The following is a 22,790-nucleotide window of genomic DNA, read 5'->3' on the forward strand; positions in this document are numbered from 1 at the left end:
GAGGAACCGTTGTGAACACGTCTGTTGTCATCTGCGTCTACACAGAAGAGCGCTGGGAGGACATCAGGCAGGCAGTCGAGTCGGTCGAGAACCAGAGCCGCCCGGCACACGAGCTGATCCTGGTGGTCGACCACAATCCGGACCTGCACCTGAAGCTCAAGCGCGCCTATCCACAGGCCATCGTGGTGGAGAACACGCACGAGCAGGGGCTGTCCGGCGGCAAGAACACCGGCGTGGCCACGGCCACCGGTGAGATCGTCGCGTTTCTCGACGACGACGCGGTCGCCGACGCGGGGTGGCTGGAGGCTTTGGAGGAGGGCTTCCAGGAATCCGGTGTGGTGGGCGTGGGCGGGCGTACCGACCCCTTGTGGGCGTCGAAGCGCCGGCCCCGCTGGTTCCCGTACGAGTTCGACTGGACGGTCGGGTGCACGTACCGCGGCATGCCCGCGGTACGCGCGCCGATCCGCAACGTCATGGGCGGCAACGCCGCCTTCCTGCGCGAGGTCGTCGCCGAGGTCGGCGGCTTCCACAGCGGCATCGGCCGCAGCGTGCAGGGCCGCAAGTCGCGCCCGCTGGGCTGCGAGGAGACCGAGTTCTGCATCAGGCTGAGTCAGCGCAAGCCGGGCTCGGTCATGCTGTTCGAGCCCCGCGCGGTCATCGGGCACAAGGTGTCCAGGCAGCGCGAGGGCTTCGCCTACTTCAGGTCCAGGTGCTACGCGGAGGGCCTGTCGAAGGCCCTGGTCACGCGGGAGGTCGGCACCCAGGACGGCCTGGCCAGCGAGCGCGCCCACGCCATGAAGACGCTGCCGCTCGGCGCGCTGCGCGGCGTGGGCGACGCCCTGCGCGGCGATCCGTCCGGGCTCGGCAGGGCCGCCGCGATCGTCGTCGGCCTGGCCTGGACGACCTGGGGTTACGTGGTCGGCACGGCAAGGCTGAAGGTGGCACGCTCATGATCCGCATTCCGATCCTGATGTACCACTCGGTCAGCGACAGCCCCAACGACGAGACGCGGCCGCACGCCGTGCGGCCGTCCGACCTGGCCGAGCAGCTCGCCTACCTGTCGGAGAGCGGGTTCACCCCGCTCACGCTGGGCGACCTGGTGGCCGCGCTGAACAAGATCGACGGCCGTACGGTGCCGGCGAAGCCGATCGTCCTGACCTTCGACGACGGCTACGCCGACTTCCACAGCCAGGCGCTGCCCCTGCTCGACCGCTACAACTTCCCGGCCACGGTCTTCCTGACCAGCGGCTGGGTGGCCGACGCCGGCAAGGACGCCGCGGGCCGTCCGCTCGACGACATGCTGTCGTGGGGCCAGGCCCGCGAGGCCGCCCAGAACGGCATCGAGATCGGCGGCCACAGCCACAGCCACCCGCAGCTCGACCAGCTCCGCACCGACGACCTGCGGCAGGAGCTGCGCAGGAACAAGGGCCTGCTGGAGGAGAAGATCGGCGCGCCGGTCGCCACCATGGCCTACCCCTATGGCTACTCCAGCGCCCGGGTCCGCCACGAGGTGCGCAAGGCCGGCTACTTCGCCGCCTGCGCCGTGAGCAACACCATCGCGGCCGACCGCCACGACATGCTCGCCATCCCCCGGCTGACGGTCGGCAAGCCGACGACCATCAGCATGTTCAAGCGCGCCGTCGAAGGCAACGCCGTACCTCTCATCTACCTGCGCGAACGCATCCTCACCAAGGGGTACGCGGTCGTCCGGCGGACGAGGTACGGGCTGCAGCGGGTGCGCGGAAATGTCTAGCCTGCGGGAAAAGATCCTCCGCGACCTCAGCAATCCGCTCTTCCGCCAGGGTTACGCCCTGATGGCCAACACGGTCGTCACCGGCACCCTAGGCATGGGCTACTGGCTGCTCGCGGCGCACTTCTACACCCCCGAGGAGTTCGGGCGCGGCCAGGCGGTGATCACCGCGATGCGGCTGTTCGCGTCGCTGACCGCGCTCGGCTTCGTGGGGGCGCTGGCCCGCTTCCTGCCGGTGGCCGGGCGGCGCACGCCCGAGCTCATCCTGCGCGGCTACGGCCTGGCCGCCGCCACGGGCGGGGTCGCGGCGCTCGGCTTCCTGCTGACGCTGCCGCTGTGGGGGAAGACGTACTCGGTGCTGGCCGGATTCGGGCCGGGGCTGTTCTTCCTGGCCTCGGTGCTGGTGTGGGCCGTCTTCACGCTCCAGGACGTCGTGCTCACCGGGTTGCGCAAGGCCACCTGGGTGCCGGTCAACAACCTGGTGTTCGGCCTGGTCAAGATGGGCCTGCTGGTCGCGCTGGCCGGCGCGCTGCCCGACGGCGGCATCTTCGTCTCGTGGATGATCCCCACCGCCCTCGCGCTGATCCCGGTCAACTGGCTGATCTTCGGCGTCGTCGTGCCCCGGCACGTCAAGAGCCTCGGCGCCGCCCACGAGCCGCCCGGCCTGCGGCAGATCGGCCGGTTCCTGGCCGGTGACTTCCCCGGCACCCTGTCGATCCTGGCGATCGTCTACCTGGTGCCCGTGGTGGTGGCGACCAAGGTGGGCGAGGCCACGTTCGGGCGCTTCTCGATGGCCCACACGCTGGCCAGCATGATCGAGCTGCTGGCCATGAACATGGCGGTGTCGCTGACGGTCGAGGGGTCGTTCGACCGTTCCAAACTGGCCCTGAACTGCCGGCGGGCGCTGCGGCGCGGCTTCATGATCGTGACTCCGATCATCGCGGTGGCGATCATCGGGGCGCCGCTGATCCTGACCGTCTTCGGCGCCGAGTTCGCCGACGAGGGGTCCACGCTGCTGCGGCTGATGGCGCTGGCCGTGCTGCCGCGGGTGCTGATCGAGGTGTACCTGAGCGCGTTGCGGGCGCAGAGCCACGCGCGCACGCTGGCGATCGTGCAGATCGGGCTGGCGGTGCTGGTGCTGGTGTCCACGGTGGCCCTTTTCCCGCACTTCGGGGTGAACGCCGTGGGTTACGGACTGCTCTTCAGCGAGCTGCTGGTGGCACTTCTGATCTTCGGAAATCTACGCAAAATACTCAATTTTGGTGAAACTGGGCAGCCGACTGTCACTCAGGGGTCGTCCGGGGCCGCATGATGGTCAACGTGAGGCAACGGGACGGCGATGGCATGACTAAGGGGAAGACCGGCTCCTCCGACGTTCGCAAGGACGCCGGGGAGGAGACAGAGACGCCCTTCGATCCGGAGGCCACGGGGGTGATCCCGCGGCTGACGTTCGACGACGGCCAAGGGGGCGCTCCGGCGTCCCCGCCGGCGTCGGACGAGGAGGCGCCTGAGGCGTCCGGCTCCCCGGCGGAGGTGAACGCCGAGACGACGACGGCCTTCCGCGTCCCCGGAACCGTGCACATCGGCCACCCTCCCACGACAGACCAGCCCGCTTCCGGGCCTTCGCAGGCGTTCGCGGAGCGTGACGGCGCGGCCCAGCCGAAGACGGCGGGGCCCAACGCGTTCACCGCCAGGGCACCCCACGCCCCGGCCGAGCCGTCCGGCACCGAGAAGCCCGCGGCTTCGGACGCGAAGAGCTCACCGACCGCCGGGACCATGCCGATGCCCGCGGCGGAGTCTCCCCAGGCTCCCGCCTCCGGGGCTGCCAAGGGCGGCTCCTCCACGACCGCTGACAGCGGCGACAGCCCCTCGAAGAGCTCCGCGACACCCCAAGGTGCGGGAAGTGGCCCGAAGGGCTCCGGCTCGGCTGGAGCGGGTGCTGCGGGATCGGCCGGGTCGCCCGCGGCAGGGCCTGCTCGTTCCGGGGCCTCCTCCGACGCGGGTGGCGCCTCGCCGAACGGGGAGGCGGGCCCTGGCCGTACCGGGGTCGCCGACGCGGGGAACGCAGGCGCATCCGGCGCGGACGCCGCCCGTGCTGCCGGCTCCGGCGCCATGGGCGCCGGTGCGTCTGGTGTGTCCCGTTCTCAGGGCAGCCGGCCCGAGGGCCCTGCCGCCAGGGGTTCCCAGGCGGGCCGTCCTGATGGGGCTGCCGTCGATGGTGAGAGTGACGGCAGGACCGTTGCCTTCCGGGCGCCTGTTTCCCGGACGGCCGATGCCGGTGCCGTCGCGGCGTCCGGGGTCGGGGCTCCGGTGGTCGAGCGGGCTCCGGCGGCTCCTGGTGACGGACAGGCCGTGGGCGGCCCGCTGGGCGGCGAAGGCGCGCCCGTGGCCGCGGGGCAGAAGGGCCGGACCGCCGGCGGGCGGGTCGGGGCGCTGGTCGCCAGCGCGCCCAAGTGGCTGCCCATCGTCCTCGTGCTTGAGGGCCTGCTCATGTACATCCTCGCCCTGCGCGTGCCCCCGGGCCCGCTGTGGGGAGTGGACCCGGAGAACATCAACGGCCTGGGCCTGATCTCGGCGCTGCCGGCGACCGCGTTCGTCGCCCTGCTGATCATGATCGTGTCGTTCTTCGTCACGGTCGCCCAGAGCACCGACCGCAAGTTCCTGCTGCTGTTCCAGATCGCCGCCATCACGTTCGCCCTGCACGGCGCGGGCGCCCTGGTGGCCACCGAGCCGCGCTTCCCCACGGCGTACATCCACGCCGGTTTCGTGGAGTTCATCTCCAGGACGGGCGAGACGGCGATCAGCATCGACGCCCGCATGGGCTGGCCGGGTTTCTTCGCGTTGTTCGCGTTCGTCACCAAGGCCGCCGGCATCACCGACATGACGACGATCCTGCAGTGGACGCCGCTCCTGTCGAACCTGCTCTACCTGCTCCCGTTCGTCCTGATCCTGCGCCAGGTGGTCGCGACGACGCGGGCCCGCTGGTTCGCGGCGCTGCTGTTCATCCTCGTGCAGTGGATCGGACAGGACTACTTCTCGCCGCAGGGGTTCACCTTCGCCCTGTATCTGGCGTTCGTGGCGATCCTGTTGCGCTGGTTCGGACGGGTGGAGCCGCGCACCAAGCCGATCCCGCCCAAGGGGCTGCGCAAGCTGCTGGGCAGGCTCGACGCCATGACGCCCGGCGAGATCGTGAACACCGGCACCTACCGGGCCGACAAGCTGCTGATGCTGCTGATGCTGCTGGCGTTGTTCTTCGCGTCGGTGGCCTCGCACCAGATCACGCCGTTCATGATGCTCGGCGTGGTGACCGCGTTCCTGATCTTCAAGCGGACCTCGCTGACCTGGGCGCTGCCGTTCTTCCTCGGTCTCGTGACGCTGGCGTGGATCAGCTACATGACGGTCGGGTTCTGGGCGGGCCAGATCGACGCGATCTTCGGCGGCCTGGGCAAGATCCTGCAGAACATCGGCAGCGCCACCTCCGACCGCGTCGAGGGCAGCGACCCGGCGCACGCGCTGGTGCTGCAGGCGCGGCTCGGCATCCTCGGGGTCATCCTCTCGCTGGCGGCGGCCGGGCTGTTCCGGCGGCTGCGCCGCGGGGTGTTCGACCGGTCCGCGCTGATCCTGCTGTGCGTGCCGGTGCTGGCGCTGGGGCTGCAGAGCTACGGCGGCGAGATCGGGCTGCGCATCTACATGTTCGCGCTGCCCGGCTCCTGCCTGCTGGCCGCCTACGCGTTCTTCCCGAACATGCCGGCCGACAGCGCGGACGTGCGCGAGGAGACCGTGCCGCTGCGCAGGCGGAACGTGCGTTTCAACCCCGAGCTGACCAGGAAGATCTCGGTCGTGCTCGCGGCCTGCTTCGCGGTGCTGTTCGCCTTCGCGTTCCTGCTGGCCCGGTACGGCAACGAGAAGTTCGAACGGGTCACCACCGGCGAGGTCGCCGCCCTGCACTACGTCTACGACCACGACAAGCCGAGCGCCAAGGTGCTCTACCTGGTGCCCAAGGAGGGCCCGGAAGTCACGCCGACCCTGCCGTGGGGCGAGCGGGACGTCGAGCTGGTCAACTTCGGCGTCCAGGCGCGGGTGCACAAGGACCCGACCCAGATCTCCGACGCGGTGGCCAAGCTGAAGGAGCAGCCGCGCAACTCGTACCTGATGGTGAGCCGCGGACAGGTCAGCTACCTGCAGCTCAACGAGGGCTTCCCGGAGGACTGGGGACAGCGGTTCCGGGCCGCGCTGGACGCCTCGCCCGACCTGAAGAAGGTCTTCTCCAACGACGACGCCGCGCTCTACACCTGGAAGAAGTTCGTGAAGGGCACGGAGATCCCCGATCCCAACCCCTACAAGGGACGTGGCGACCCCACCTCGCCGTGGACGCCCGTCGGCATCGGGGCGCTGGTCGTGACGTGGGTGGCGCTGTTCGGCTACGAGGTCATCCGGCTGAACGGGCCGAACCGGGCACGACGGGCGCGCAGAGGGCTGATGTTCCTGGCCATCCCGTCGTTCTTGATCTCAATAGCAGTGATCGTGGAGAGATTTATCCACATCGCACTAAATAACTGAATTCACAGGAAACGCTAAGGTTTTGCGGGATGATGTAGGCCTGATGAGGACACAGGAGACACTTCCCGCCATGCCCGATGCACGACTCGCGGCCGCGAGGATCACTTCTGTGGACGCCCTGCGCGGCTTCTCGCTGCTGGGGATCCTCGTCGTCAACATCGCCTTCCTGGCCTCCGGTTACCGGATGGCCGGGATGGCCGAGCCCGGCTTCGACTCCTCGCTCGACTGGGTCGTGCGCTGGCTCGTGACGCTGTTCATGGAGAACAAGTTCTACCTGCTGTTCTCCTTCCTGTTCGGCTACAGCTTCACGCTCCAGCTCGACTCGGCCGTCCGGCAGGGGCGGGCGTTCGTGCCGATGTTCCTGCGCCGCCTGGGCGGGCTGCTGCTGATCGGCCTGGCCCACGCGGTGCTGCTGTTCCCCGGCGACATCCTGACCACGTACGCGTTCGTCGGGATCGCGCTGCTGGTGCTGCGCCGGATCGGCCCCAAGACCGCGATCGTGCTGGCCGGGCTGCTGACCCTGGTGCTCGCGTTCGGGTTCCTCATGCTGGCCCTGCTGGCGATGGTCGGCCTGGACGCGTCCGGCACGGTCGCCGAGGGCACCGCCGAGGCCGCCAGGTCCGACACCGCCCTCGGCGGGGTGTTCTGGCAGATCATCTCCGAGCACATGCGCAAGCTGTCGCTGATCGTCCTGCTGCGGGTGCTGTTCCAGGGGCCGGCGGTGCTGGCCGCGTGCCTGATCGGGCTGGCGGTCGGCAAGCTCGGCGTGCTGCGGAACCTGTCGGCGCACAAGGTGGCGCTGCGCAGGCTGCAGTGGACCGGGTTCACGGTCGGGCTGGCCGGGGCCTTCGTCTACACGCAGTCGGCCTGGAACGGCACGGTGAACAAGTTCCTGGGCGAGGCGATCGACCTGGTGACCGCGCCGCTGCTGGCCGCCGCGTACGCGGCCACGTTCCTGCGGGTGCTGCCGTACCTGCCGCGGGTGGGCCGGGCCCTGGCCGCCCCCGGGCGGATGGCCCTGTCGAACTACCTGGGCCAGTCGCTGATCTGTTCGCTGATCTTCACCGGTTACGGCCTGGCCCTGGTGGACCGGGTCAGCCCCGGCGTCGAGGTGCTGATCGCGCTGGCCATCTTCACCGTCCAGGTGCTCTACAGCCACTGGTGGCTCAAGGGACACCGGTACGGGCCGGTGGAGTGGGTGCTGCGCTTCCTGACGTACTGGCGCAGGCCCACGGGCGAGCGGCGCAAGGCACCCGACTCCGCGCAGACCGTCTGAAATCTTCTGCCCAAAAATCCCTTGGGCGAGGTACGCTCTCATGTGTAAGGAAAACCTTTCACGTGACGGGAAATCATGACCGATGCCGGGCCGACCGGTGACGAGCTGGTCGAGATGCTGGCGGCGCTGGGCAACCCCCTGCGGGTGCGCATCGTCGCGACCCTGGCCGCCGGCCGCGACTATGTGAGCCACCTGGCCCGTGAGATCGGCGTCAGCCGTCCGCTCCTCCACATGCACCTGCGGCGGCTGGAAGCGGCCGGCCTGATCGTCGGCACGCTGGAGCTCTCCGAGGACGGCAAGGCCATGAAGTACTACGAAGTCACCGACTTCGACGTCCACCTCACCGCAGCGGCGCTGGCCGAGGCGGCCAAGACCCTCACCGCGCCCGACCCGGAGCCCAAGGAGCGCCCCTGATGCCCACCGCCTGGCCCGAGGTGATCTTCATCCTCGGTGTGCTGCTCGTGACCGGCTTCCTGATCTGCCTGGTCATCGTCGGCCTCTTCGACTTCCGCAAGGCGAAGCTGGAGGCCCTGCAGAAGGACGACCTGCGCCGGCTCGTGCACCGGTTCGAGCAGCTCGCCGAGAACACCCTTGACGCCCAGCAGCGCTCGGCCGCCGACCTGGCCGAGCTGCGCGCCCGCACGGCGTCGATCGAGCAGATCCTCAGAACCGTCGAGTAGGAGCGTGCCATGAAGGCCATCCGTTACGCCGCCTACGGGCCGCCCGAGTCCGTCATCGAACTGCGTGAGGTCGATCCGCCGCCGGTCGGCGACGACGATGTGCTGGTCCGGGTGCGGGCCGCGGCCGTCAACCCGGGCGACTGGCACTTCGTGCGCGGTCTGCCGTACGTGATGCGGGCCGTCTGCGGGCTGCGCCGCCCCAAGTTCGCCGGGCTCGGCATGGACCTGGCCGGTCAGGTCGAGGCGACGGGCCGCAACGTCACCCGGCTGAAGCCCGGCGACGAGGTGTTCGGCCACTTCCGGGGCGCCTTCGCCGAGTACGTCGCCGTCCCCCAGGACAAGGTGCTGCTGGAGAAGCCGGCCGGTTCGACGTACGAGCAGGCGGCGGCCGTGCCGCTGGCGGCGCTGACCGCCTACGAGGCCCTGGCCACCAGAGGCGAGGTCAAACCGGGGCAGAAGGTCCTGGTCGTCGGCGCGGCGGGCGGGGTGGGGACGTTCGCGGTGCAGATCGCCAAGGCGCTGGGCGCCGAGGTGACCGGCGTGTGCAGCGGCGGCAAGGCGGAGCTCGTCGCGTCCTTGGGGGCCGACGAGGTCATCGACTACACCCGGCAGGACTTCGCCCAGCATCCCGGCCGGTACGACGTCATCCTCGACAACGTCGGCGACCGGCCTCTCGCGGACTACCGGCGGGCCCTCGCCCCCACCGGCGCCTACGTCCCCAACGGGGGCTCCGGCGGCGGGTCGCTGCTCGGGCCGACCGGGCGCATCCTGCGCGTGCTCGTGACCAAGCCGTTCGTCCGGCAGCGCCTGGTCAACTTCGTCACGGCCGCGGACCGGGACACGCTGGCCGCCGTGCGCGGGCTTGTCGAGGCGGGCCAGGTCGTCCCGGTCGTCAGCCGGACGTACCGGCTGGACCAGGTGCCCGAGGCCATCGCCCACGTCGAGCAGGGCCACGCCACGGGCAAGGTCGTCGTCACCCTCTAGGCGCACCCAGGCGGCGCTGGGCGGAGCGGAGCATGGCCCGGACGACGATCGGGTGCACGAGGCGTACCGGCCAGAAGTAGAGCCGGCCGCGCCGGCCCTTCAGCCGGACGGTGGTCGTGACCCGCACGAGCCGGGCCTCGCGATCGACCCCCACCCCGCAGCGGAAGTCCAGGTGCCGGTCGTCGGCCACGATCAGCGCCTCCTCCCCCTCGACCCGGGCGACCCCGAAGACGTCGCGCGGCGCGCGCGGGATGCCGACCAGCGGCACGACCGCCTGGCGCAACCACAGGGCCGCGGCGATCCAGCGGGGCATCGACCTGACCGAGAAGACAGCTTTCGCCCAGGCCCGCGGGTCGTCGGTCGCGCGCGGCGGCAGCACGCCGACGACCACGTCGGCGTAGTCGGGCGCGGGCATGTCGTCCAGGGCGGACGACCAGTAGACGGGTGTTCTCATGACGCCTCCATACGGTGCCGTATGGTGAGGACTATACGGTACCGTATGGCGAATGGCGCAAGGGGGCCGGATCACGGCGGAACAGTGGGTGGACGCGGCGTACGCGCGGTTCACCAAGATCGGACTGGACTCGGTGCGGGTCGAGGCCGTCGCCCGCGACCTCGGCACCACCAAGGGATCCTTCTACTGGCACCACGCCGACCGCGGCGCGCTCGTCCGGGCGGTCATGGAACGCTGGGAGGCCGAGGAGACCGAGCACATCATCGCGGCCGCCTCCGCCGAGGCCGAGCCGCGCGCCCGGCTGCGCGCCCTGTTCGGCACGGTCGCGGCCCGCGCGGGGCGGCGCGGCGGCGAGAGCCGCCTCTACCTCGACGCCGAACGCGAGGGCGTCGCCGACATCGTCACCCGGGTCACCCGCCGCCGCGTCGACTTCGTCGCCGGGCTCCTGGTGGGGCTGGGCTTCGACGAGGGGGAGGCGGAACGCCGGGCGCTGCTCGCGCTGGCGGTGGTGCTCGGCCTCCAGCAGCTCGAACGCGGCACGCGGCCGCACATCGTGCTCGACCAGGCGCTCCTCACCGAGACCGCCTTCACGATGGCCGTCACGCCGCCGCCCGCCCAGGGCGAGTGAGTGCCGATCCCGGAGGCCTGTCAGGGCCGATCGCGGAGGCCCGTCACGGCCGATCACGGAGGCCCGTCAGGGCCGCGTCAGGCCGCCACTGGGCGGTCCGGGCGGGTTTCCTGCGGTCAGGCGTCTGGGCCGTTGCGCTGGAGTTCCAGGAAGTCCTGGTCGCAGCTCAGGCGGTAGCCGTCCGGGGTGCGGAAGTGTTCCTGGAGGTAGGCGGCGACCTCGTCCATGGCGGGCGGCTGCGACAGCGGGACGACGTTCAGCATGAACTGCGCGACGGCCAGGGCGGTTTCCAGGTCGGGCATGGTGACGGAGGCCGGGTCGGTGCTGATGCCGATCTCCCATTCGGTGCCCGCGGTGGCGGCGAAGGCGCGTCCTAGGGCGTCCAGGTCGTAGCGGTGGCCGGTGAAGCGGCGCAGCAGGCGCATGCAGTCGCTGTCGGGGTTCTGCATGACGACCACGGCGAAGCCGCCCTCGGCCGTCCAGGAGGCCAGCCTCTGGAGCTGCCGCAGCCAGGACTCTTGCGGCAGGTAGTACAGGACGTGCGCGCACAACACCAGGTCGGCGGTCTCCTCCGGGTCGGCGGTGGCGATGTCCTGACCGAGGATCGTGGCCTCGGGACACCGGCGGGCCAGTTCCGCCCGCAGGTGCTCGTTCGGCTCGATGGCGATCGTCCGGTCGAACCTGGGGGCCAGCCACGCGGTGGTCTCGCCCGTCCCCGCGCCGGCGTCGATGAGCGTACGGCGGTGGGGCAGCCGTCCCACGACCCGGGCCAGTTCTTCGCGAGCTCGGATCTTCTGGTCGGTGTGGGCCAGGAAGGTGGCGAAGGCGGCGTCGTAGGCCGCGCTCATCGGGTCGAGGATGTGCACGATGGGCGGCTCGGCGTTGCTGTCGGTCATCACGGTCCCCGGCGTCACAAGTCAGTCACTTTCGGCTTATGGAGCACCACTCTACGTTCATGGGTGTCGGGATCGGTGAAGCGGTGGACCGTACCGGGCGGCTGCCCCGGGACGGGCCTCGGGATCGTGAAGCCGGGGTCGGGTGGGGAGGGGGCTGGGTGCGGGCTCGGGTGTCGGGGGTCGCCGGGGGTGAGGGCGAGGCAGGCTTGGGGCAGGCCGGCGGGTGAGGGCGATGCCTAGGCTGAGGGGCTTTCGTGGGTGTTCGACGCATGGTGACGGTGTCGTGGAGTCCGGTGTAGGAGCCGCGGCGAACTCCAGGAGCCGAGGCGCAGGTGAGCGCCGTACGTCGCCGATGACCAAGCAACGACGCGCCAACCAGGGATGCGCAAGGCGCCCTTCCAGGGGTGGAAATCGTCAGTGCCGCAGGCGCCTCTCCAGGGTGGGCTCCAGCAGGCCCACCCGGTAACCAGGCAACGGGCCGGGTGGACCATGGGCGCCTTAGGCGCCGGGCTTGGAAACCATCAGCGCCGCAGGCGTCGGGTGCCGTCAGGCGCCGCCTCTTCCCGCCCACTTGATCTCGTACGCCCCCAGCGTCACCGCCTTGCCGTCCACCGTGGCCGTCACCTCCCGGTCGGACGTGTTCACCATGACGACCTGCTGCTCCTGCGCCAGCACCTTCACCTTCGGGTCGGACGACGTCACCGAGCCGTCGAGCCGCGCCCCCGCCGGGAACCACCGGGTGAACCCGCTCAGCAGCCCCGCCATCGGCATCTCGTCCCCCCGCCCGGGCGCCCAGAGGCAGCCGTCGCACTGGCCCGTCCCCTTCACCTGCGGGTTCCAGTACAGGGCGGTGGTGACGCCGCTCCTGGCGAACTCCATCATCGCCGCCGCCTGCACGGCCGTGCGCCGCTCCTCGCTCCACCCGGAGTTCTCCGGCTCGACGTACCACTCGGCCCACCAGACGGGCAGGTCGTCGCTCTTCTCCCGCAGCCACTTCGTGATCGCGCCGAACTTGGCGAGCGCGCCGAAGTCGTCGGGAACGTTCCCCTTGTCGGTCGTCATCGAGGCGCCGTCCACGACGATGAAGTCGGCGCCCTTCTTGTGCTCGATCCAGTACTCGATGGCGTCGAGCGCCCGCTGATCGACGGTCCCCCAGGGCCCCTTCAGCTCGGACGGCCCGCCGCCCGAGCCGGTCTCGATCGGCATGTACGGCCCGCCCACCTTGATCTGCGGGTCGACCTTCTTCAACGCCGTGTAGACCTTGTTGTAGAGCTGGGTGTACCCCTCGGCGTCCCAGCGGTTGGTGGAGGGGTCCCAGAAGCCCTTGAACTCGTTCCACACCATGTAGTACTTGACGGTCGGGTACTGCCGGGCCACCCGCGCGGCCAGCTTGGCGTAGTCGTCGAAGTGCTCCGGCTTGGGGGCGACGGTGTGGTTCTTGCTCCAGTCGGTACGTCCGGGCTGCCCACCCTTCATCCAGTCGGGCGCGCAGCACAGGGTGATCACCGGCACCGCCCGCGACGACGCCATGAACGTCAGCCGCCGGTCGAGGTCGCGGAAGCTGAACTGGCCGGGGCTCGGCTCGGGGTTGCCCACGCCCCAGCCCATGATGTGCTGGTTCTGCAGCATCGGCACCCGTCCGAGCATGCCCCTGGCCTGTTCGACGACCGGGCGCGGCTCGGTCTCGGTGCTGTACTGCGTGTGCGTGATGCCCCACCGGGGCCAGTCGTGGAGCACGGGCGGCTGTTCGAGCCGCGGCGGCGCCTGGGTGGGCCCGACCTCGGCCACCTCGCCGCCTTTGAAGCCCTCGCGGGAGCTCGACCGCATGCCCGCGTAGACCATGATGCCGACGACGAGCACGACCGCGAGGACGCCGGCCCCCAGGGCGATCGGCCATGGCGACCGTTTGCGCGCGTGTCTGCCCTCGGTGGGAATCACGGAACGCTCCTTACCATCACGCAACGTACAAGGGCCAGGCAGTGCCCGGCCCTTATGACGGTAATCGTTCCGCTTGCAGCAGACTTGCTGTCAATCGGAAGCGGGTGGGTGCTGACCGCCCGCGGGCCCGGGAACCCCCGAGTAACGGTACGGCACCGGCTGCCTACCCGGCTGCACGATGAGCAGGGTGCCCGGCGTCTCGGTGTAGAAGGCGGACTCGACGGCGGCGGCGACGTCCTCGGCCGTGAGCAGCGGGAATCCGGCGTCGACGAACATCTCCCGCGCGGCGGCCACCAGCGGAGTGTCGGTGAATCCGGGGCAGACGGCGTTGATCCGGATGTTCTGCTGGGACAGCGGCTCGGCCAGCGCCCGGACCAGGCCGACGACGGCGTGCTTGGTCATGGTGTAGATCGGGTCGCCGGCGAAGGCCACCAGCCCGGCCAGCGAGGACGTGGCCACGATCGCGCCGCCGCCCGACCTGGCCAGCAGCGGCACGCTGGCGCGCACGCCGAAGACGACGCCGTCCACGTTCACGCCGACGACCGCGCGGTAGCGTTCCAGGTCGAAGTTCGCCAGGTCGACGCCCCCGGAGATGCCGGCGTTGAGGTGCACCAGGTCGAGGCGGCCGTACCGCTGCTCGGCGAGCGCGACGGCCTCCAGGGAGGCTTCCTCGGTGCTGACGTCGGCGGCCAGCCACGCGCCCTCGACCTCCTTGGCCACCCGCTCGACGCCCTCGCCGTCGCGGTCGACGAGGACGCACTTCGCGCCGCCCGACGACAGCCGCCGGGCCACCGCGGCGCCGATGCCGCTGGCCGCTCCGGTGATGAGTGCAACTGTGCTCATGGGGCTCCTCGCGGGGTCAGGGGCGGGGTCAGGGCTGGTCGAGCATGCGATGGGCGCGGGAGATCAGCGTCGGCACGGCCGCGCCGATGCGGTCGAACCCCTCCCCCACGGTCTTACCCTGCTTGAAGCGGGCGTGGATGCCCTCCACGATCACCGCCAGCTTGAAGTTGCCGAAGGCCACGTAGAACCCGAGGTCCGAGATGTCGCGGCCGGAGACCTTCCCGTAGTGGGCGGCGAACTCGGCGGCGTTCATGAACCCCGGCGCCACCGTCACGTCGCCCGACACGGGGATGCGGGCCCGTTCGTCGTCCCCGCGGTCGTGCCAGTACGTCAGCGTGAGCCCCAGGTCGGCCAGCGGGTCGCCGAGCGTGGACATCTCCCAGTCGACCACGGCCATGATCTCGATCTCGGCCGGCGGCGGCGCCAGGCGCACCAGCGTGTTGTCCAGCCGGTAGTCGCCGTGCACCAGGGTGCTGTCGGACGCGGCGGGCAGCCGCTCGCGCAGCCGCCGCACGAGGCTGTCGTAGTCGGGCAGGTCGGCGGTCTTCGACCGTTCCCACTGCTGGCACCACCGGTCGAGCTGCCGGCCCAGGTACCCCTCGGGACGGCCGAAGTCGCCGAGCCCCACCTCGCGGTAGTCCACGGCGTGGATGGCGGCCAGCACCTCGGCCAGCCGCTCCGACAGCCGCCGCGTCTGGGCCGGCGTCGGCCGCCCCAGCTCGTCCTTGGTCTGCACGGCGGCGCCGGGCACGTACCCCATGACATAGAACGGCGCCCCGACCACCTCCTCGTCGGCGCAGAAGGCGACGGGCTCGGGCACCGGGACGGGCGTCGGCGCCAGCGCGGAGATGACCCGCCACTCCCGCCGCATGTCGTGGGCGGTGGGCAGCACGTGACCCAGCGGCGGTCTGCGCAGCACCAGCCGGCGCTCGCGCGCCTCCACCAGGTAGGTCAGGTTCGACCTGCCTCCGGAGATCAGCGAGACGGACAGCGGCTCCCCGGCGTCCGGCACGTTCCTGCCCAGCCACGAGACCAGCCGCGGCCAGTCGATCCCTGGTACCGTCATGGACACACATTAGAACGCCACTCGGTCCTGAAAGCCAGCTGAGAGTTGCATAACAGTAGGCCCGGCACATCCCAGGCATGGGCGCCCATCCTTTAACCTGGCCCTACACCTCTGACCGCATGCTGGTCAGGTTGTGGTAAGCCGACAGTAGGAGCCCATGCGCGTCACCGTTGCCCACCCTCGCGATCTGGGACAGCCCGAGCTCAGCCGATGGCGCGCCCTGCAGGAGTCCGACGCCGCCTTCGACAACCCCTTCCTGTCCCCGGAGTTCACGGTCACCGTGGGCGAGCTCCGCGACCTGGTCCGGGTGGCCGTCCTGTACGACGGGCCGGACATCGTCGGCTTCTTCCCCTTCGAACGCCATCCGCTGGGCATCGGCAAGCCGGTCGCCGCGGGGCTGACCGACGCGCAGGGCCTGGTCCACGCCAAGGGCCTCGACCTCGACCCGCGCCGGTTGATCAAGGAGTGCGGGCTGTCGGTCTACGAGTTCGACCACCTGGTCTCCGGCCAGCCGCTGCTCGACGGGCGGCACACCACGCACCCCTCGCCGATCATCGACCTGCGCGACGGGTGGGGCCCCTACACCGAGACGTTGCGCGCCCGGTCCGGCAAGACGTACAAATCAACCCTGGCCAAGTCGCGCAAGCTGCAGCGCGAGTCGGGGCCGCTGCGCCACGACTACGCGATCGCCGAGACCGGGCCGCTGCACACGCTGCTCGGCTGGAAGACCGACCAGTACCGGCGTACCGGGCGCACCGACCGGTTCTCCCAGCGGTGGATCGTCGAGCTGGTCGAGCGGCTGCTGGCCACCCGGTCCGACAGCTTCGCCGGCGTCCTCGACATGGTCTACGTCGACGACGTGCCGGTGGCCGGGCACTTCGGGGTGCGCACCCGCACGACGCTGGCCGGCTGGTTCCCGGCCTACGACACCGCCTACGCCAAGTACTCCCCCGGGCTCATCCACCACCTGGCGATGGCCGAGGCGGCCGCCGCGTCGGGCGTCCAGGTGATCGACATGGGCCGGGGCGAGAAGGAGTACAAGGAGAAGCTCAAGAACGGCGAGCTGGAGGTGGCCGAGGGCCGCGTGGCCAGGGCCGGCGTGGCGGCGGGGGTCCACTGGATGATGCGGGTGCCGGTGCGCAAGACGCGTGCCACGGTGATGGCCAATCCGCTGCTGCTCAAGACCGCGGACAAAGCGTTGAAAACTTTCGGGCGACTGCGTACCGTCCTACAAGGGTGAGACTCATCGCGGAGCGCACCGGGCGGCACTGCCTGTGGCTCCCATCCAACCGCCTCGGCCTCTACCTCGCGCTGCGCCACTGGTGCCTGCCGGGTCAGCGGCTGCTCATGTCTCCGGTCTCGGCCGACGAGATCCTCTTCCTCGTGCTGGCGGCCGGTCTGCGCCCGGTGATCGCGCCGCTGTCCCCGCGTGACGGCAACATCGACGTCTCCCGGGTCGACCTGTCCACGGTGGACGCCGTCCTGACGACGAACCTGTACGGCCTGCCCGACCAGGTGTCGGCCTTCGCGGGAAAGATCCTGATCGAGGACGTGGCGCACGCCCTGGAGACCGCTCCCGGCGGGCGCCCGCTGGGCACGTTCGGCCAGGCGGGGGTCTTCAGCCTGTCCAAGCATCCGGGCGCGGGCTCGGGCGGCGTGCTCGCGGTGACCGACCGCGCCGACCTCGAAGCGCTCGAACGCGCCCGCGACGAGCTGCTCGTCCCCGGCGCGCTGCGCGCCGACCTGTTCAGCGTGGCCACCTCCATGGCCCGGCAGGTCGCGCTCAGGCTCGACCTCGTCCGCCCGGCGCTCGCGCTGATGCGCGCACTCGGCATGCAGGAGGAGCGCGAGGGTTACCGCATCGCCCTGGAACCCGACGCGCTGGAGCTGGCGCTCAAGCAGGTGCCCGCGCTGCCGCCGTTCGACCCGTGGGTACGCGCCGACCTGGCGGCCTACCGCGCCCGGCGGGGGCGGCTGGTCCGCTGGTACCAGTCCAGGCGCCTGGCCAAGGTGCCCGGCGAGCGGGCGCGGCGGCTGGCCGGGATCGCCCGGCTGGCCGAGCTGCCCACGGTGGCGCCCGCCGTGCTGGACAACCTGGACCAGCCGCTGTTCCGCGTCCCGCTGCTGGTGCGCGACAGGGACGCGGCCGTCGCCGCGCTGGAGCGCCGCGGGGTGGCCACCGGCTACCTGTACGACCCGCCGTACGACGAGTACGCCCTCGGCTTCACCGACGCCTCGCCGGACCCGGGCCCCGCGCGCTGGTGGGCCCGGCACGTGCTGCCGGTGGACCCGCTGTACGCGGCCCGCTCGCTGCCCGTCCTGCGCGGTCTGGAGCCGCCTATGCAGGGTCCGCGCGAAGCAGTCTGAGGAACGCGCGCAGCCCGGTGATGATCTCCTGGTTGTCGTTGAGGCCGTCCACGGTCTCCTCGAAGCGGCGGGCCATCAGCGTGATCCGGCGGTCCAGGTCGTGGTCGGCCCGTTCCAGGCCGGCCCGGGTGGCCGCGAGCTCGCCGCCGAGCTCCTCGGCCTGCCGGGTGAGCCGTTCGGCGGCGGCGGACAGCGCCTCGACCTGGTCGCGCAGCGCGATCACGTCGAGGCGCGGGTAGCGGACCTCGCGTCCCAGCGTCCTGACCCGCTCGCGCAGGTGCCCGACGTAGGCCCCGGCCGGGCGGAACGCGGTGGCCAGCAGGTAGAACGCGGCGAAGTAGTAGCCGATCTGCCGCCCGGAGAAGAACGTGACCACCGCGACCACGACGGCCGAGACCACGTGCCCGGCGACCGCCAGGACGAGCATGCGGCGGGCGATCGTCCTGGCCTCCTCCGCACCGCGGGCCGGGACGTCGATGCCGGTCTCGCGGGAGACCTCGATGTCGCGCACCACCTGCCGGGCGGCGAAGGACAGGTTCCACGGGAAGGTCAGCAGGACGGCCAGCCAGACCAGGCAGATCGCGCCCAGGCCCAGCGACAGGAGGGTGGACAGGGGCACGCCCGCGTACAGGACGAGCCACGCGGTGACCGCCGTGACGATCAGCGAGGCCGGCAGGAGCCAGGGTTTCATGCCCGCCACCCTGCCGACGGCGGCCCGGCGGGCGCCAGCGCTCAGATACTCAATCCGGTCTGAGCATCCCGGATCAGCCCGGCCAGCACCGCGCAGCCGCGCCGGACGTCCCTGAGCGAGGCCGAGCCGTAGCCGAGGACCAGGCCGTGCAGGCGGGCGCGGTCGTGGTGGTGGCGGTCGGCGGGGTCGAGCAGCACGCCGCGCTCCCTGGCCCGCTCCACGACCTCCTGGACGTCGCCCGCCGGCAGCTCGGCCAGCACGTGCAGCCCGGCGGTGTCGCCGCGCAGGCGGCAGACCGGGCCGAGGATCTCCACGACGGCGGCCCGGCGGCGGGCGTACTCCAGGCGCATCCTGCGCAGGTGGCGGTCGAGGTCGCCGCGTTCCAGGAGGGTGGCGACGGCCTGCTGGACCGGTCCGCTGGTGCGGTCGGAGACCGCGGCGCGGAGGGCGGCGATCCGGCTCACCAGGTCGGGCGTGCCGACCAGCCAGCCGACGCCGACGTCGGGGGCCAGGGTCTTGGACAGCGAGCCGAGCAGCACGACGCGGGTGGGGTCGAGGCCGTAGAGGGCGGGGAGAGGGGCGACGTCGTAGCGGAACTCGGCGTCGTAGTCGTCCTCGACGATCGTGGCGCCGGTGCTCCTGGCCCAGGACAGCAGGCGTTCCCGGCGCGGGATCGGCAGCCGCCCGCCCAGCGGGTACTGGTGCGCCGGGGTGGTGTAGAGGACGCGCAGGTCGCGGGGCAGGTCGTCGACGATCACGCCGTCCTCGTCCACCGGGCAGGGCACGACCTCGGCGCCCCTGGCCGCGAACACCGTGCGGGCGACGTGGTAGCCCGGGTCCTCGACGCCCGCCCGTCCGCCGCCGGCCAGCAGGGCCAGCGCGCACAGGTCGAGCCCGTTGCCGGTGCCCCTGGTGACCAGGACGTTCTCGGGGCCGACGGCCATGCCCCTGGCCCTGCGCAGGTGGTCGGCGAGCAGCTCGCGCAGGCGCGGCAGGCCGTGCAGGTCGGGCGAGTCGCCGGGCGGCAGCTCGCCGGCGCTGCGCCAGGCCCGCCTCCAGGCGGCCCGGTCGTAGTCGCGCACCCAGGGGTCCCCGGGACGCAGGTCGATCCACTCGCCCTCGGGACGGCGGGCGGGCGGCGCCGGTTCGTACGGGCTCTCGCGCGGCGGGACGTGCGACTCCATGGCCGCCACGAACGTGCCGGACCCGTGGCGCCCCTCCAGCCAGCCCTCGGCGTAGAGCTGCTGGTACGCCTCGGTGACGACCGTCCGGCTCACCTTGAGCTGGTCGGCCAGCGCCCGCGTGGACGGCAGCCGCTCGCCCGGCGCGAGCGCGCCGCCCATCATGGCGTGCCGCAGCCAGCCGGCGAGCTGGGTGGTCAGCGGGGCGGCCGAGTCGCGGGACAGGGATACCGGCAGGTCAATGTGGGTGCGCACGAAAGTGGTCTCTAGGAAGGGTCGGTTAGTGGCCCTACAGGATAGGTCCACTTCGCGATTAGCGTCGAATCATGCTCTCCTCCACCCCGCGCACGGTTCTCGGCCGAGAGAAGCACCGCGGCAGCACCGACCGGAACGATCTCTACGACGTGCTCGACAGAGGACTCGTCTGCCATCTCGGCGTGGTGGCCGACGGCCATCCCATGGTCGTGCCCACCGGCTACGGACGGATCGGCGACACCCTCTACCTGCACGGCTCCACCGGCGCGCGCTCGCTGCGGGCCGGCGACGGCACCGAGGTGTGCGTCACGGTCACCCACCTGGACGGCATCGTGCTGGCCCGCTCGGTCTTCAACCACTCCGTCAACTACCGTTCGGCGATCGTCTACGGCCGCGCCCGGCTGGTGAGCGACCCCGACGAGCGGCTGGCGGCCCTGCGGGCGCTCACCGAGCAGCTCGCCCCCGGCCAGTGGGACTACGTCCGGCCGCCCACGCGCAAGGAGCTGGCCGCCACCGCCGTGCTGGCTCTGTCGCTGGCCGAGGCGTCGGTCAAGATCCGCAGCGGGGCGCCGGAGGACGAGGAGGAGGACTACGCGCTGCCGGTCTGGGCCGGGGTGCATCCGCTGGTCACGTCGTGGGGCGAACCGCAACCGGATCCGGCACTTCCAGAAGGTATCGATATACCGGTTCACATCCTCCGTCGGGAGTAGTTCCATGAATCCGGAACCACCTGGCAAACCCGACTCCTTGATCACGCGTCTCATCAGGTGGGCCGGCTCCTGATGGGAGAGGGCGATGGAGTGGAGTGCTCCCGGTTACACGGAGATCAGACAGCTCGGCGCGGGCGCGAGCGGGCGCGTCGTGCTGGGCTTGCACGACGAGACGGGCGTGAAGGTCGCGATCAAGTACCTCTCCGAGGCGCTGCTGCGCGACCCCGCCGCCCTGTCCCGCTTCCAGGCCGAGGCGCGGGTGCTGACCTCGCTGCGCGACCCGAACATCGCCACGATGTGGGAGTACATCCAGGAGCCGAACGGCGCCTGCATCGTGATGGAGCTGGTCAACGGCGTCTCGCTGCGCGCCCTGCTGCGTGAGAACGGCACGACCGAGCCGGAGGCGGCGCTGGCCGTGCTGAAGGGCTCGCTGCTGGGCCTGGCCAGGGCCCACGCGTCCGGGGTCGTGCACAAGGACTACAAGCCCGAGAACGTGCTCGTGCGCGACGACGGGATGAGCAAGCTCGTGGACTTCGGCGTCGCGGTGCCGCAGGGCACGGCCACGCATCCGGAGGGGACGCCGCCGTACATGGCGCCGGAGTTGTGGGCCGGCCGGCCCGCCTCGCCGGCGACCGACGTGTACGCGGCCACCGCGGTCTTCTTCGAGTGCCTGACCGGGCACCGGCCGTACCGGTCGACCGAGCCCAGCGTGCTCGGCTACCAGCACGTGCACGCGCCGGTGCCCTTCCACGACGCGCCCGAGGCGGTCCAGGGGCTCGTCCGGCGCGGCCTGGCCAAGGAGCCGCGGGACCGGCCGCCGAGCGCCCTGGCCTTCGTCGAGGAGCTGGAGGCCACGGCGCGGGCCGCGTACGGCGAGGACTGGGAGGAGCGGGGCAGACGGCGCCTGGCCGCGCTGGTCGCCCTGCTCGCGCTGCTCCTGCCGGCCCCGCCGCAGCCCACCCCCGAGGTCACCACGTCCCTGGCCAGGACGGTCTTCCACGGCCTGCGGTCCAACGCGGTGCGGGTGGGCATGGGCACCGCCCTGGTGGCGGTGGTGACGGTGGCGGTGGTGGTCGCGCTCGCCGCCCGGCGGCAGCCTGCCGAGCAGCCGGTCGGCGCGGCCGTCGCGGTGCCGCCGGCCACGACCGAGGCGGTGACCGCGCCGCCGAGCACGGCCGAGGCGGTGCTCGCGCCGCCGACCACGCCCGAGGCGACGCCGCGCACCTCTCCCGAGGGACCGCCGTCGCCGGCGTCCCCGCCCGAGCTGCTGCCGCCGCCGACCTCCAGGCCGCCCGTCACCACCCGGGCGCCGCGCACGCCGACGGCCGGGCCCACGAGGAAGCCGACCAGGACCGCCACGCCGACGCCCGAACCGACGCCCACCCGGACCCCGGCGCCGTCCCCCACACCGACCCCCAAACCGACGCCCACCCCGACGCCGACGCCCGTCGCGACCGTTCTCGGGGTGAGCGTGGGTGACGTCACGGTCGACGGCGACGGCGTCGCGCGCGCCTCCGTCACCGTCCGGACCGCCGGGGGCGCTCCCGTCAACGCCACCGGGACGTGGACCGCGCCGGGCGGCGAGGGCCACGTCCAGCGCCTGCGGCTGAGCGGCGCGACGTCCTACACCCGCGCCTTCACCTGGGACCTCGGCGAACGGCCGTGCGGCGGGACCGTCACGCTGACCGTCGTCACCTCCCCCGCCGCGCCGGGCGGCGCCCGGTCCTCCTCGGTGCCGGTGCCGGCCTGCCGGACGCGGGTGAACGGGCTGTTCGTCTCGCTGGCGATGCCCGAGGCGCCGGGGCTGACCGCGCGCGCCCGGGTCGGCGTGACCGCCGACGGCACCGGCGAGCTCCCGGTCGAGGCCGCGTTCGCGGTGGACGGCGAGACCGTCGGCACCCGTACGGCGAGCCTGTCCGGCCAGACCTCCTACTCCCGCGTCTTCACCCACTCCTTCCGCGCGCGCCCCTGCGGCTCCACCCTGTCGGTACGGGTCCGCGCCGGCGACCGCGTCCGGACCGCCCGGGTCGAGGTCACCTGCCCGCCCGCCGTGCGACGGGTCTCGATCGTCAGGGCCGGGCTGAGCGAGGGCGGCCTGGCGGCGACCGTCTCGGTGGTCACCGCCGACGACCGGCCGGTGACGCTGGACGTGGGGTTCCTGCTCGGCGGCGAGCCGGCCGGCTCGGAGCGGCTCACGCTGTCCGGCGACACCACGTACACCAGGACGGTGAGCCGGGCGCTCAGGACCGTCCCGTGCGGCACCACCTGGACCGTCACGGCGAGCACGACGCCGGAGGCGGCCGGCGGCCCGGACCAGGCGAGCGGAAAAACCCTAGAATGCCCCAGAGAGACACCCAAGCCAGAAGAAACCCCAAAACCACAGGAAACGCCCAAACCGCAGGAATCCCCACAATCCGATAAGCCCGGCACGGTGGACTAACCTCGCAAATTCGGCCATATCGGCATATCGGTGGCGGGAAAGCCCTTCCCTCTGGTTAAGCTACGCAGCGT

Annotated in this window: 20 protein-coding genes; 13 read left to right on the forward strand and 7 right to left on the reverse strand. The window is 71.6% G+C overall.

All coding sequences use genetic code 11. The features are described 5' to 3' along the window. Nucleotides 1-11 precede the first annotated feature (11 nt). From ACIBK9_RS48530 to ACIBK9_RS48565, 8 genes are all read left to right on the forward strand, one after another. Nucleotides 12-953, forward strand: coding sequence for a glycosyltransferase family 2 protein (locus ACIBK9_RS48530; protein ID WP_358288006.1), 942 nt, complete (start codon nt 12-14; stop codon nt 951-953). Then, the gene (locus tag ACIBK9_RS48535) at nt 950-1,753 is read left to right on the forward strand and encodes a polysaccharide deacetylase family protein (protein ID WP_352351953.1); all 804 of its coding nucleotides are present in this window, start codon (nt 950-952) and stop codon (nt 1,751-1,753) included. Before ACIBK9_RS48530 ends, ACIBK9_RS48535 begins: the two co-directional genes overlap by 4 nt. Continuing rightward, nucleotides 1,746-3,062 carry a lipopolysaccharide biosynthesis protein gene (locus tag ACIBK9_RS48540; protein WP_397165984.1) on the forward strand — a complete coding sequence of 439 codons (1,317 nt, stop codon included), beginning with the start codon at nt 1,746-1,748 and terminating at the stop codon, nt 3,060-3,062. Before ACIBK9_RS48535 ends, ACIBK9_RS48540 begins: the two co-directional genes overlap by 8 nt. 1,040 nt (nt 3,063-4,102) lie before the next feature. Next, nucleotides 4,103-6,310, forward strand: coding sequence for a hypothetical protein (locus tag ACIBK9_RS48545; protein ID WP_397165986.1), 2,208 nt, complete (start codon nt 4,103-4,105; stop codon nt 6,308-6,310). A 70-nt stretch (nt 6,311-6,380) separates the two neighbouring features. Next, complete coding sequence (locus tag ACIBK9_RS48550) at nt 6,381-7,586, forward strand: DUF418 domain-containing protein (RefSeq protein ID WP_387670703.1); 1,206 nt, start codon at nt 6,381-6,383, stop codon at nt 7,584-7,586. A gap of 75 nt (nt 7,587-7,661) precedes the next feature. Then, nucleotides 7,662-8,000: a winged helix-turn-helix domain-containing protein gene (locus ACIBK9_RS48555; protein WP_352351957.1), complete on the forward strand. Its 339-nt coding sequence runs from the start codon at nt 7,662-7,664 to the stop codon at nt 7,998-8,000. Next, nucleotides 8,000-8,266 (forward strand): hypothetical protein, encoded by a 267-nt coding sequence (locus ACIBK9_RS48560; protein ID WP_352326042.1) that lies wholly within the window; start codon nt 8,000-8,002, stop codon nt 8,264-8,266. The genes ACIBK9_RS48555 and ACIBK9_RS48560 overlap by 1 nt, the downstream gene beginning before the upstream one ends. Nucleotides 8,267-8,275: 9 nt before the next feature. Beyond that, nucleotides 8,276-9,250: an NAD(P)-dependent alcohol dehydrogenase gene (locus tag ACIBK9_RS48565; RefSeq protein WP_397165988.1), complete on the forward strand. Its 975-nt coding sequence runs from the start codon at nt 8,276-8,278 to the stop codon at nt 9,248-9,250. Here the strand turns inward: ACIBK9_RS48565 and ACIBK9_RS48570 are convergent. Then, nucleotides 9,240-9,704: a DUF2867 domain-containing protein gene (locus tag ACIBK9_RS48570; RefSeq protein WP_397165989.1), complete on the reverse strand. Its 465-nt coding sequence runs from the start codon at nt 9,702-9,704 to the stop codon at nt 9,240-9,242. The genes ACIBK9_RS48565 and ACIBK9_RS48570 overlap by 11 nt on opposite strands. A 52-nt stretch (nt 9,705-9,756) precedes the next feature. On the opposite strand from ACIBK9_RS48570, the gene ACIBK9_RS48575 reads away from it, so the two are divergent. Continuing rightward, a complete protein-coding gene (locus ACIBK9_RS48575; protein WP_397165991.1) occupies nt 9,757-10,332 on the forward strand; it encodes a TetR/AcrR family transcriptional regulator in 576 nt (191 codons plus the stop codon). Between the two features lie 116 nt (nt 10,333-10,448). Here the strand turns inward: ACIBK9_RS48575 and ACIBK9_RS48580 are convergent, their stop codons facing one another. From ACIBK9_RS48580 to ACIBK9_RS48595, 4 genes are all read right to left on the reverse strand, one after another. Then, complete coding sequence (locus ACIBK9_RS48580; RefSeq protein ID WP_358288028.1) at nt 10,449-11,228, reverse strand: class I SAM-dependent methyltransferase; 780 nt, start codon at nt 11,226-11,228, stop codon at nt 10,449-10,451. Between the two features lie 546 nt (nt 11,229-11,774). Then, nucleotides 11,775-13,166 carry a xylan 1,4-beta-xylosidase gene (locus tag ACIBK9_RS48585; RefSeq protein WP_397165992.1) on the reverse strand — a complete coding sequence of 464 codons (1,392 nt, stop codon included), beginning with the start codon at nt 13,164-13,166 and terminating at the stop codon, nt 11,775-11,777. A gap of 90 nt (nt 13,167-13,256) precedes the next feature. Next, nucleotides 13,257-14,009 (reverse strand): SDR family oxidoreductase, encoded by a 753-nt coding sequence (locus ACIBK9_RS48590; RefSeq protein WP_397165994.1) that lies wholly within the window; start codon nt 14,007-14,009, stop codon nt 13,257-13,259. 28 nt (nt 14,010-14,037) lie between these two features. Beyond that, on the reverse strand, nt 14,038-15,075 hold the full coding sequence (locus ACIBK9_RS48595) for a phosphotransferase family protein (protein ID WP_397165996.1): 1,038 nt from the start codon (nt 15,073-15,075) through the stop codon (nt 14,038-14,040). A 157-nt stretch (nt 15,076-15,232) separates the two neighbouring features. On the opposite strand from ACIBK9_RS48595, the gene ACIBK9_RS48600 reads away from it, so the two are divergent. After that, nucleotides 15,233-16,315: a GNAT family N-acetyltransferase gene (locus tag ACIBK9_RS48600; protein WP_397165998.1), complete on the forward strand. Its 1,083-nt coding sequence runs from the start codon at nt 15,233-15,235 to the stop codon at nt 16,313-16,315. Next, nucleotides 16,312-17,442 (forward strand): DegT/DnrJ/EryC1/StrS family aminotransferase, encoded by a 1,131-nt coding sequence (locus tag ACIBK9_RS48605; protein WP_397165999.1) that lies wholly within the window; start codon nt 16,312-16,314, stop codon nt 17,440-17,442. The genes ACIBK9_RS48600 and ACIBK9_RS48605 overlap by 4 nt, the downstream gene beginning before the upstream one ends. Here ACIBK9_RS48605 and ACIBK9_RS48610 read toward each other — a convergent pair. Continuing rightward, complete coding sequence (locus tag ACIBK9_RS48610) at nt 17,414-18,133, reverse strand: hypothetical protein (protein WP_397166001.1); 720 nt, start codon at nt 18,131-18,133, stop codon at nt 17,414-17,416. The two genes, ACIBK9_RS48605 and ACIBK9_RS48610, sit on opposite strands and share 29 nt — an antisense overlap. 41 nt (nt 18,134-18,174) lie before the next feature. Further along, nucleotides 18,175-19,569: a PLP-dependent aminotransferase family protein gene (locus tag ACIBK9_RS48615; RefSeq protein WP_397166003.1), complete on the reverse strand. Its 1,395-nt coding sequence runs from the start codon at nt 19,567-19,569 to the stop codon at nt 18,175-18,177. A 71-nt stretch (nt 19,570-19,640) separates the two neighbouring features. Here ACIBK9_RS48615 and ACIBK9_RS48620 point away from each other — a divergent pair, with 71 nt between their 5' ends. Beyond that, nucleotides 19,641-20,279, forward strand: coding sequence for a pyridoxamine 5'-phosphate oxidase family protein (locus ACIBK9_RS48620; protein ID WP_397166004.1), 639 nt, complete (start codon nt 19,641-19,643; stop codon nt 20,277-20,279). Nucleotides 20,280-20,364: 85 nt separating this feature from the next. After that, nucleotides 20,365-22,719 (forward strand): protein kinase, encoded by a 2,355-nt coding sequence (locus tag ACIBK9_RS48625; protein WP_397166006.1) that lies wholly within the window; start codon nt 20,365-20,367, stop codon nt 22,717-22,719. Nucleotides 22,720-22,790 lie beyond the last annotated feature (71 nt).

It is taken from the genome of Nonomuraea sp. NPDC050227, assembly GCF_044459705.1.
In the GTDB taxonomy this organism is placed as follows: Bacteria; Actinomycetota; Actinomycetes; order Streptosporangiales; family Streptosporangiaceae; genus Nonomuraea.

Bases quoted from the DNA above. Each gene is read 5' to 3' on its own strand.
- ACIBK9_RS48535 (WP_352351953.1), top strand. From the start codon at position 950: ATGATCCGCATTCCGATCCTGATGTACCACTCGGTCAGCGACAGCCCC.
- ACIBK9_RS48540 (WP_397165984.1), top strand. From the start codon at position 1,746: ATGTCTAGCCTGCGGGAAAAGATCCTCCGCGACCTCAGCAATCCGCTC.
- ACIBK9_RS48550 (WP_387670703.1), top strand. From the start codon at position 6,381: ATGCCCGATGCACGACTCGCGGCCGCGAGGATCACTTCTGTGGACGCC.
- ACIBK9_RS48555 (WP_352351957.1), top strand. From the start codon at position 7,662: ATGACCGATGCCGGGCCGACCGGTGACGAGCTGGTCGAGATGCTGGCG.
- ACIBK9_RS48560 (WP_352326042.1), top strand. From the start codon at position 8,000: ATGCCCACCGCCTGGCCCGAGGTGATCTTCATCCTCGGTGTGCTGCTC.
- ACIBK9_RS48565 (WP_397165988.1), top strand. From the start codon at position 8,276: ATGAAGGCCATCCGTTACGCCGCCTACGGGCCGCCCGAGTCCGTCATC.
- ACIBK9_RS48570 (WP_397165989.1), bottom strand. From the start codon at position 9,704: ATGAGAACACCCGTCTACTGGTCGTCCGCCCTGGACGACATGCCCGCG.
- ACIBK9_RS48575 (WP_397165991.1), top strand. From the start codon at position 9,757: ATGGCGCAAGGGGGCCGGATCACGGCGGAACAGTGGGTGGACGCGGCG.
- ACIBK9_RS48580 (WP_358288028.1), bottom strand. From the start codon at position 11,228: ATGACCGACAGCAACGCCGAGCCGCCCATCGTGCACATCCTCGACCCG.
- ACIBK9_RS48590 (WP_397165994.1), bottom strand. From the start codon at position 14,009: ATGAGCACAGTTGCACTCATCACCGGAGCGGCCAGCGGCATCGGCGCC.
- ACIBK9_RS48595 (WP_397165996.1), bottom strand. From the start codon at position 15,075: ATGACGGTACCAGGGATCGACTGGCCGCGGCTGGTCTCGTGGCTGGGC.
- ACIBK9_RS48600 (WP_397165998.1), top strand. From the start codon at position 15,233: ATGCGCGTCACCGTTGCCCACCCTCGCGATCTGGGACAGCCCGAGCTC.
- ACIBK9_RS48610 (WP_397166001.1), bottom strand. From the start codon at position 18,133: ATGAAACCCTGGCTCCTGCCGGCCTCGCTGATCGTCACGGCGGTCACC.
- ACIBK9_RS48620 (WP_397166004.1), top strand. From the start codon at position 19,641: ATGCTCTCCTCCACCCCGCGCACGGTTCTCGGCCGAGAGAAGCACCGC.
- ACIBK9_RS48625 (WP_397166006.1), top strand. From the start codon at position 20,365: ATGGAGTGGAGTGCTCCCGGTTACACGGAGATCAGACAGCTCGGCGCG.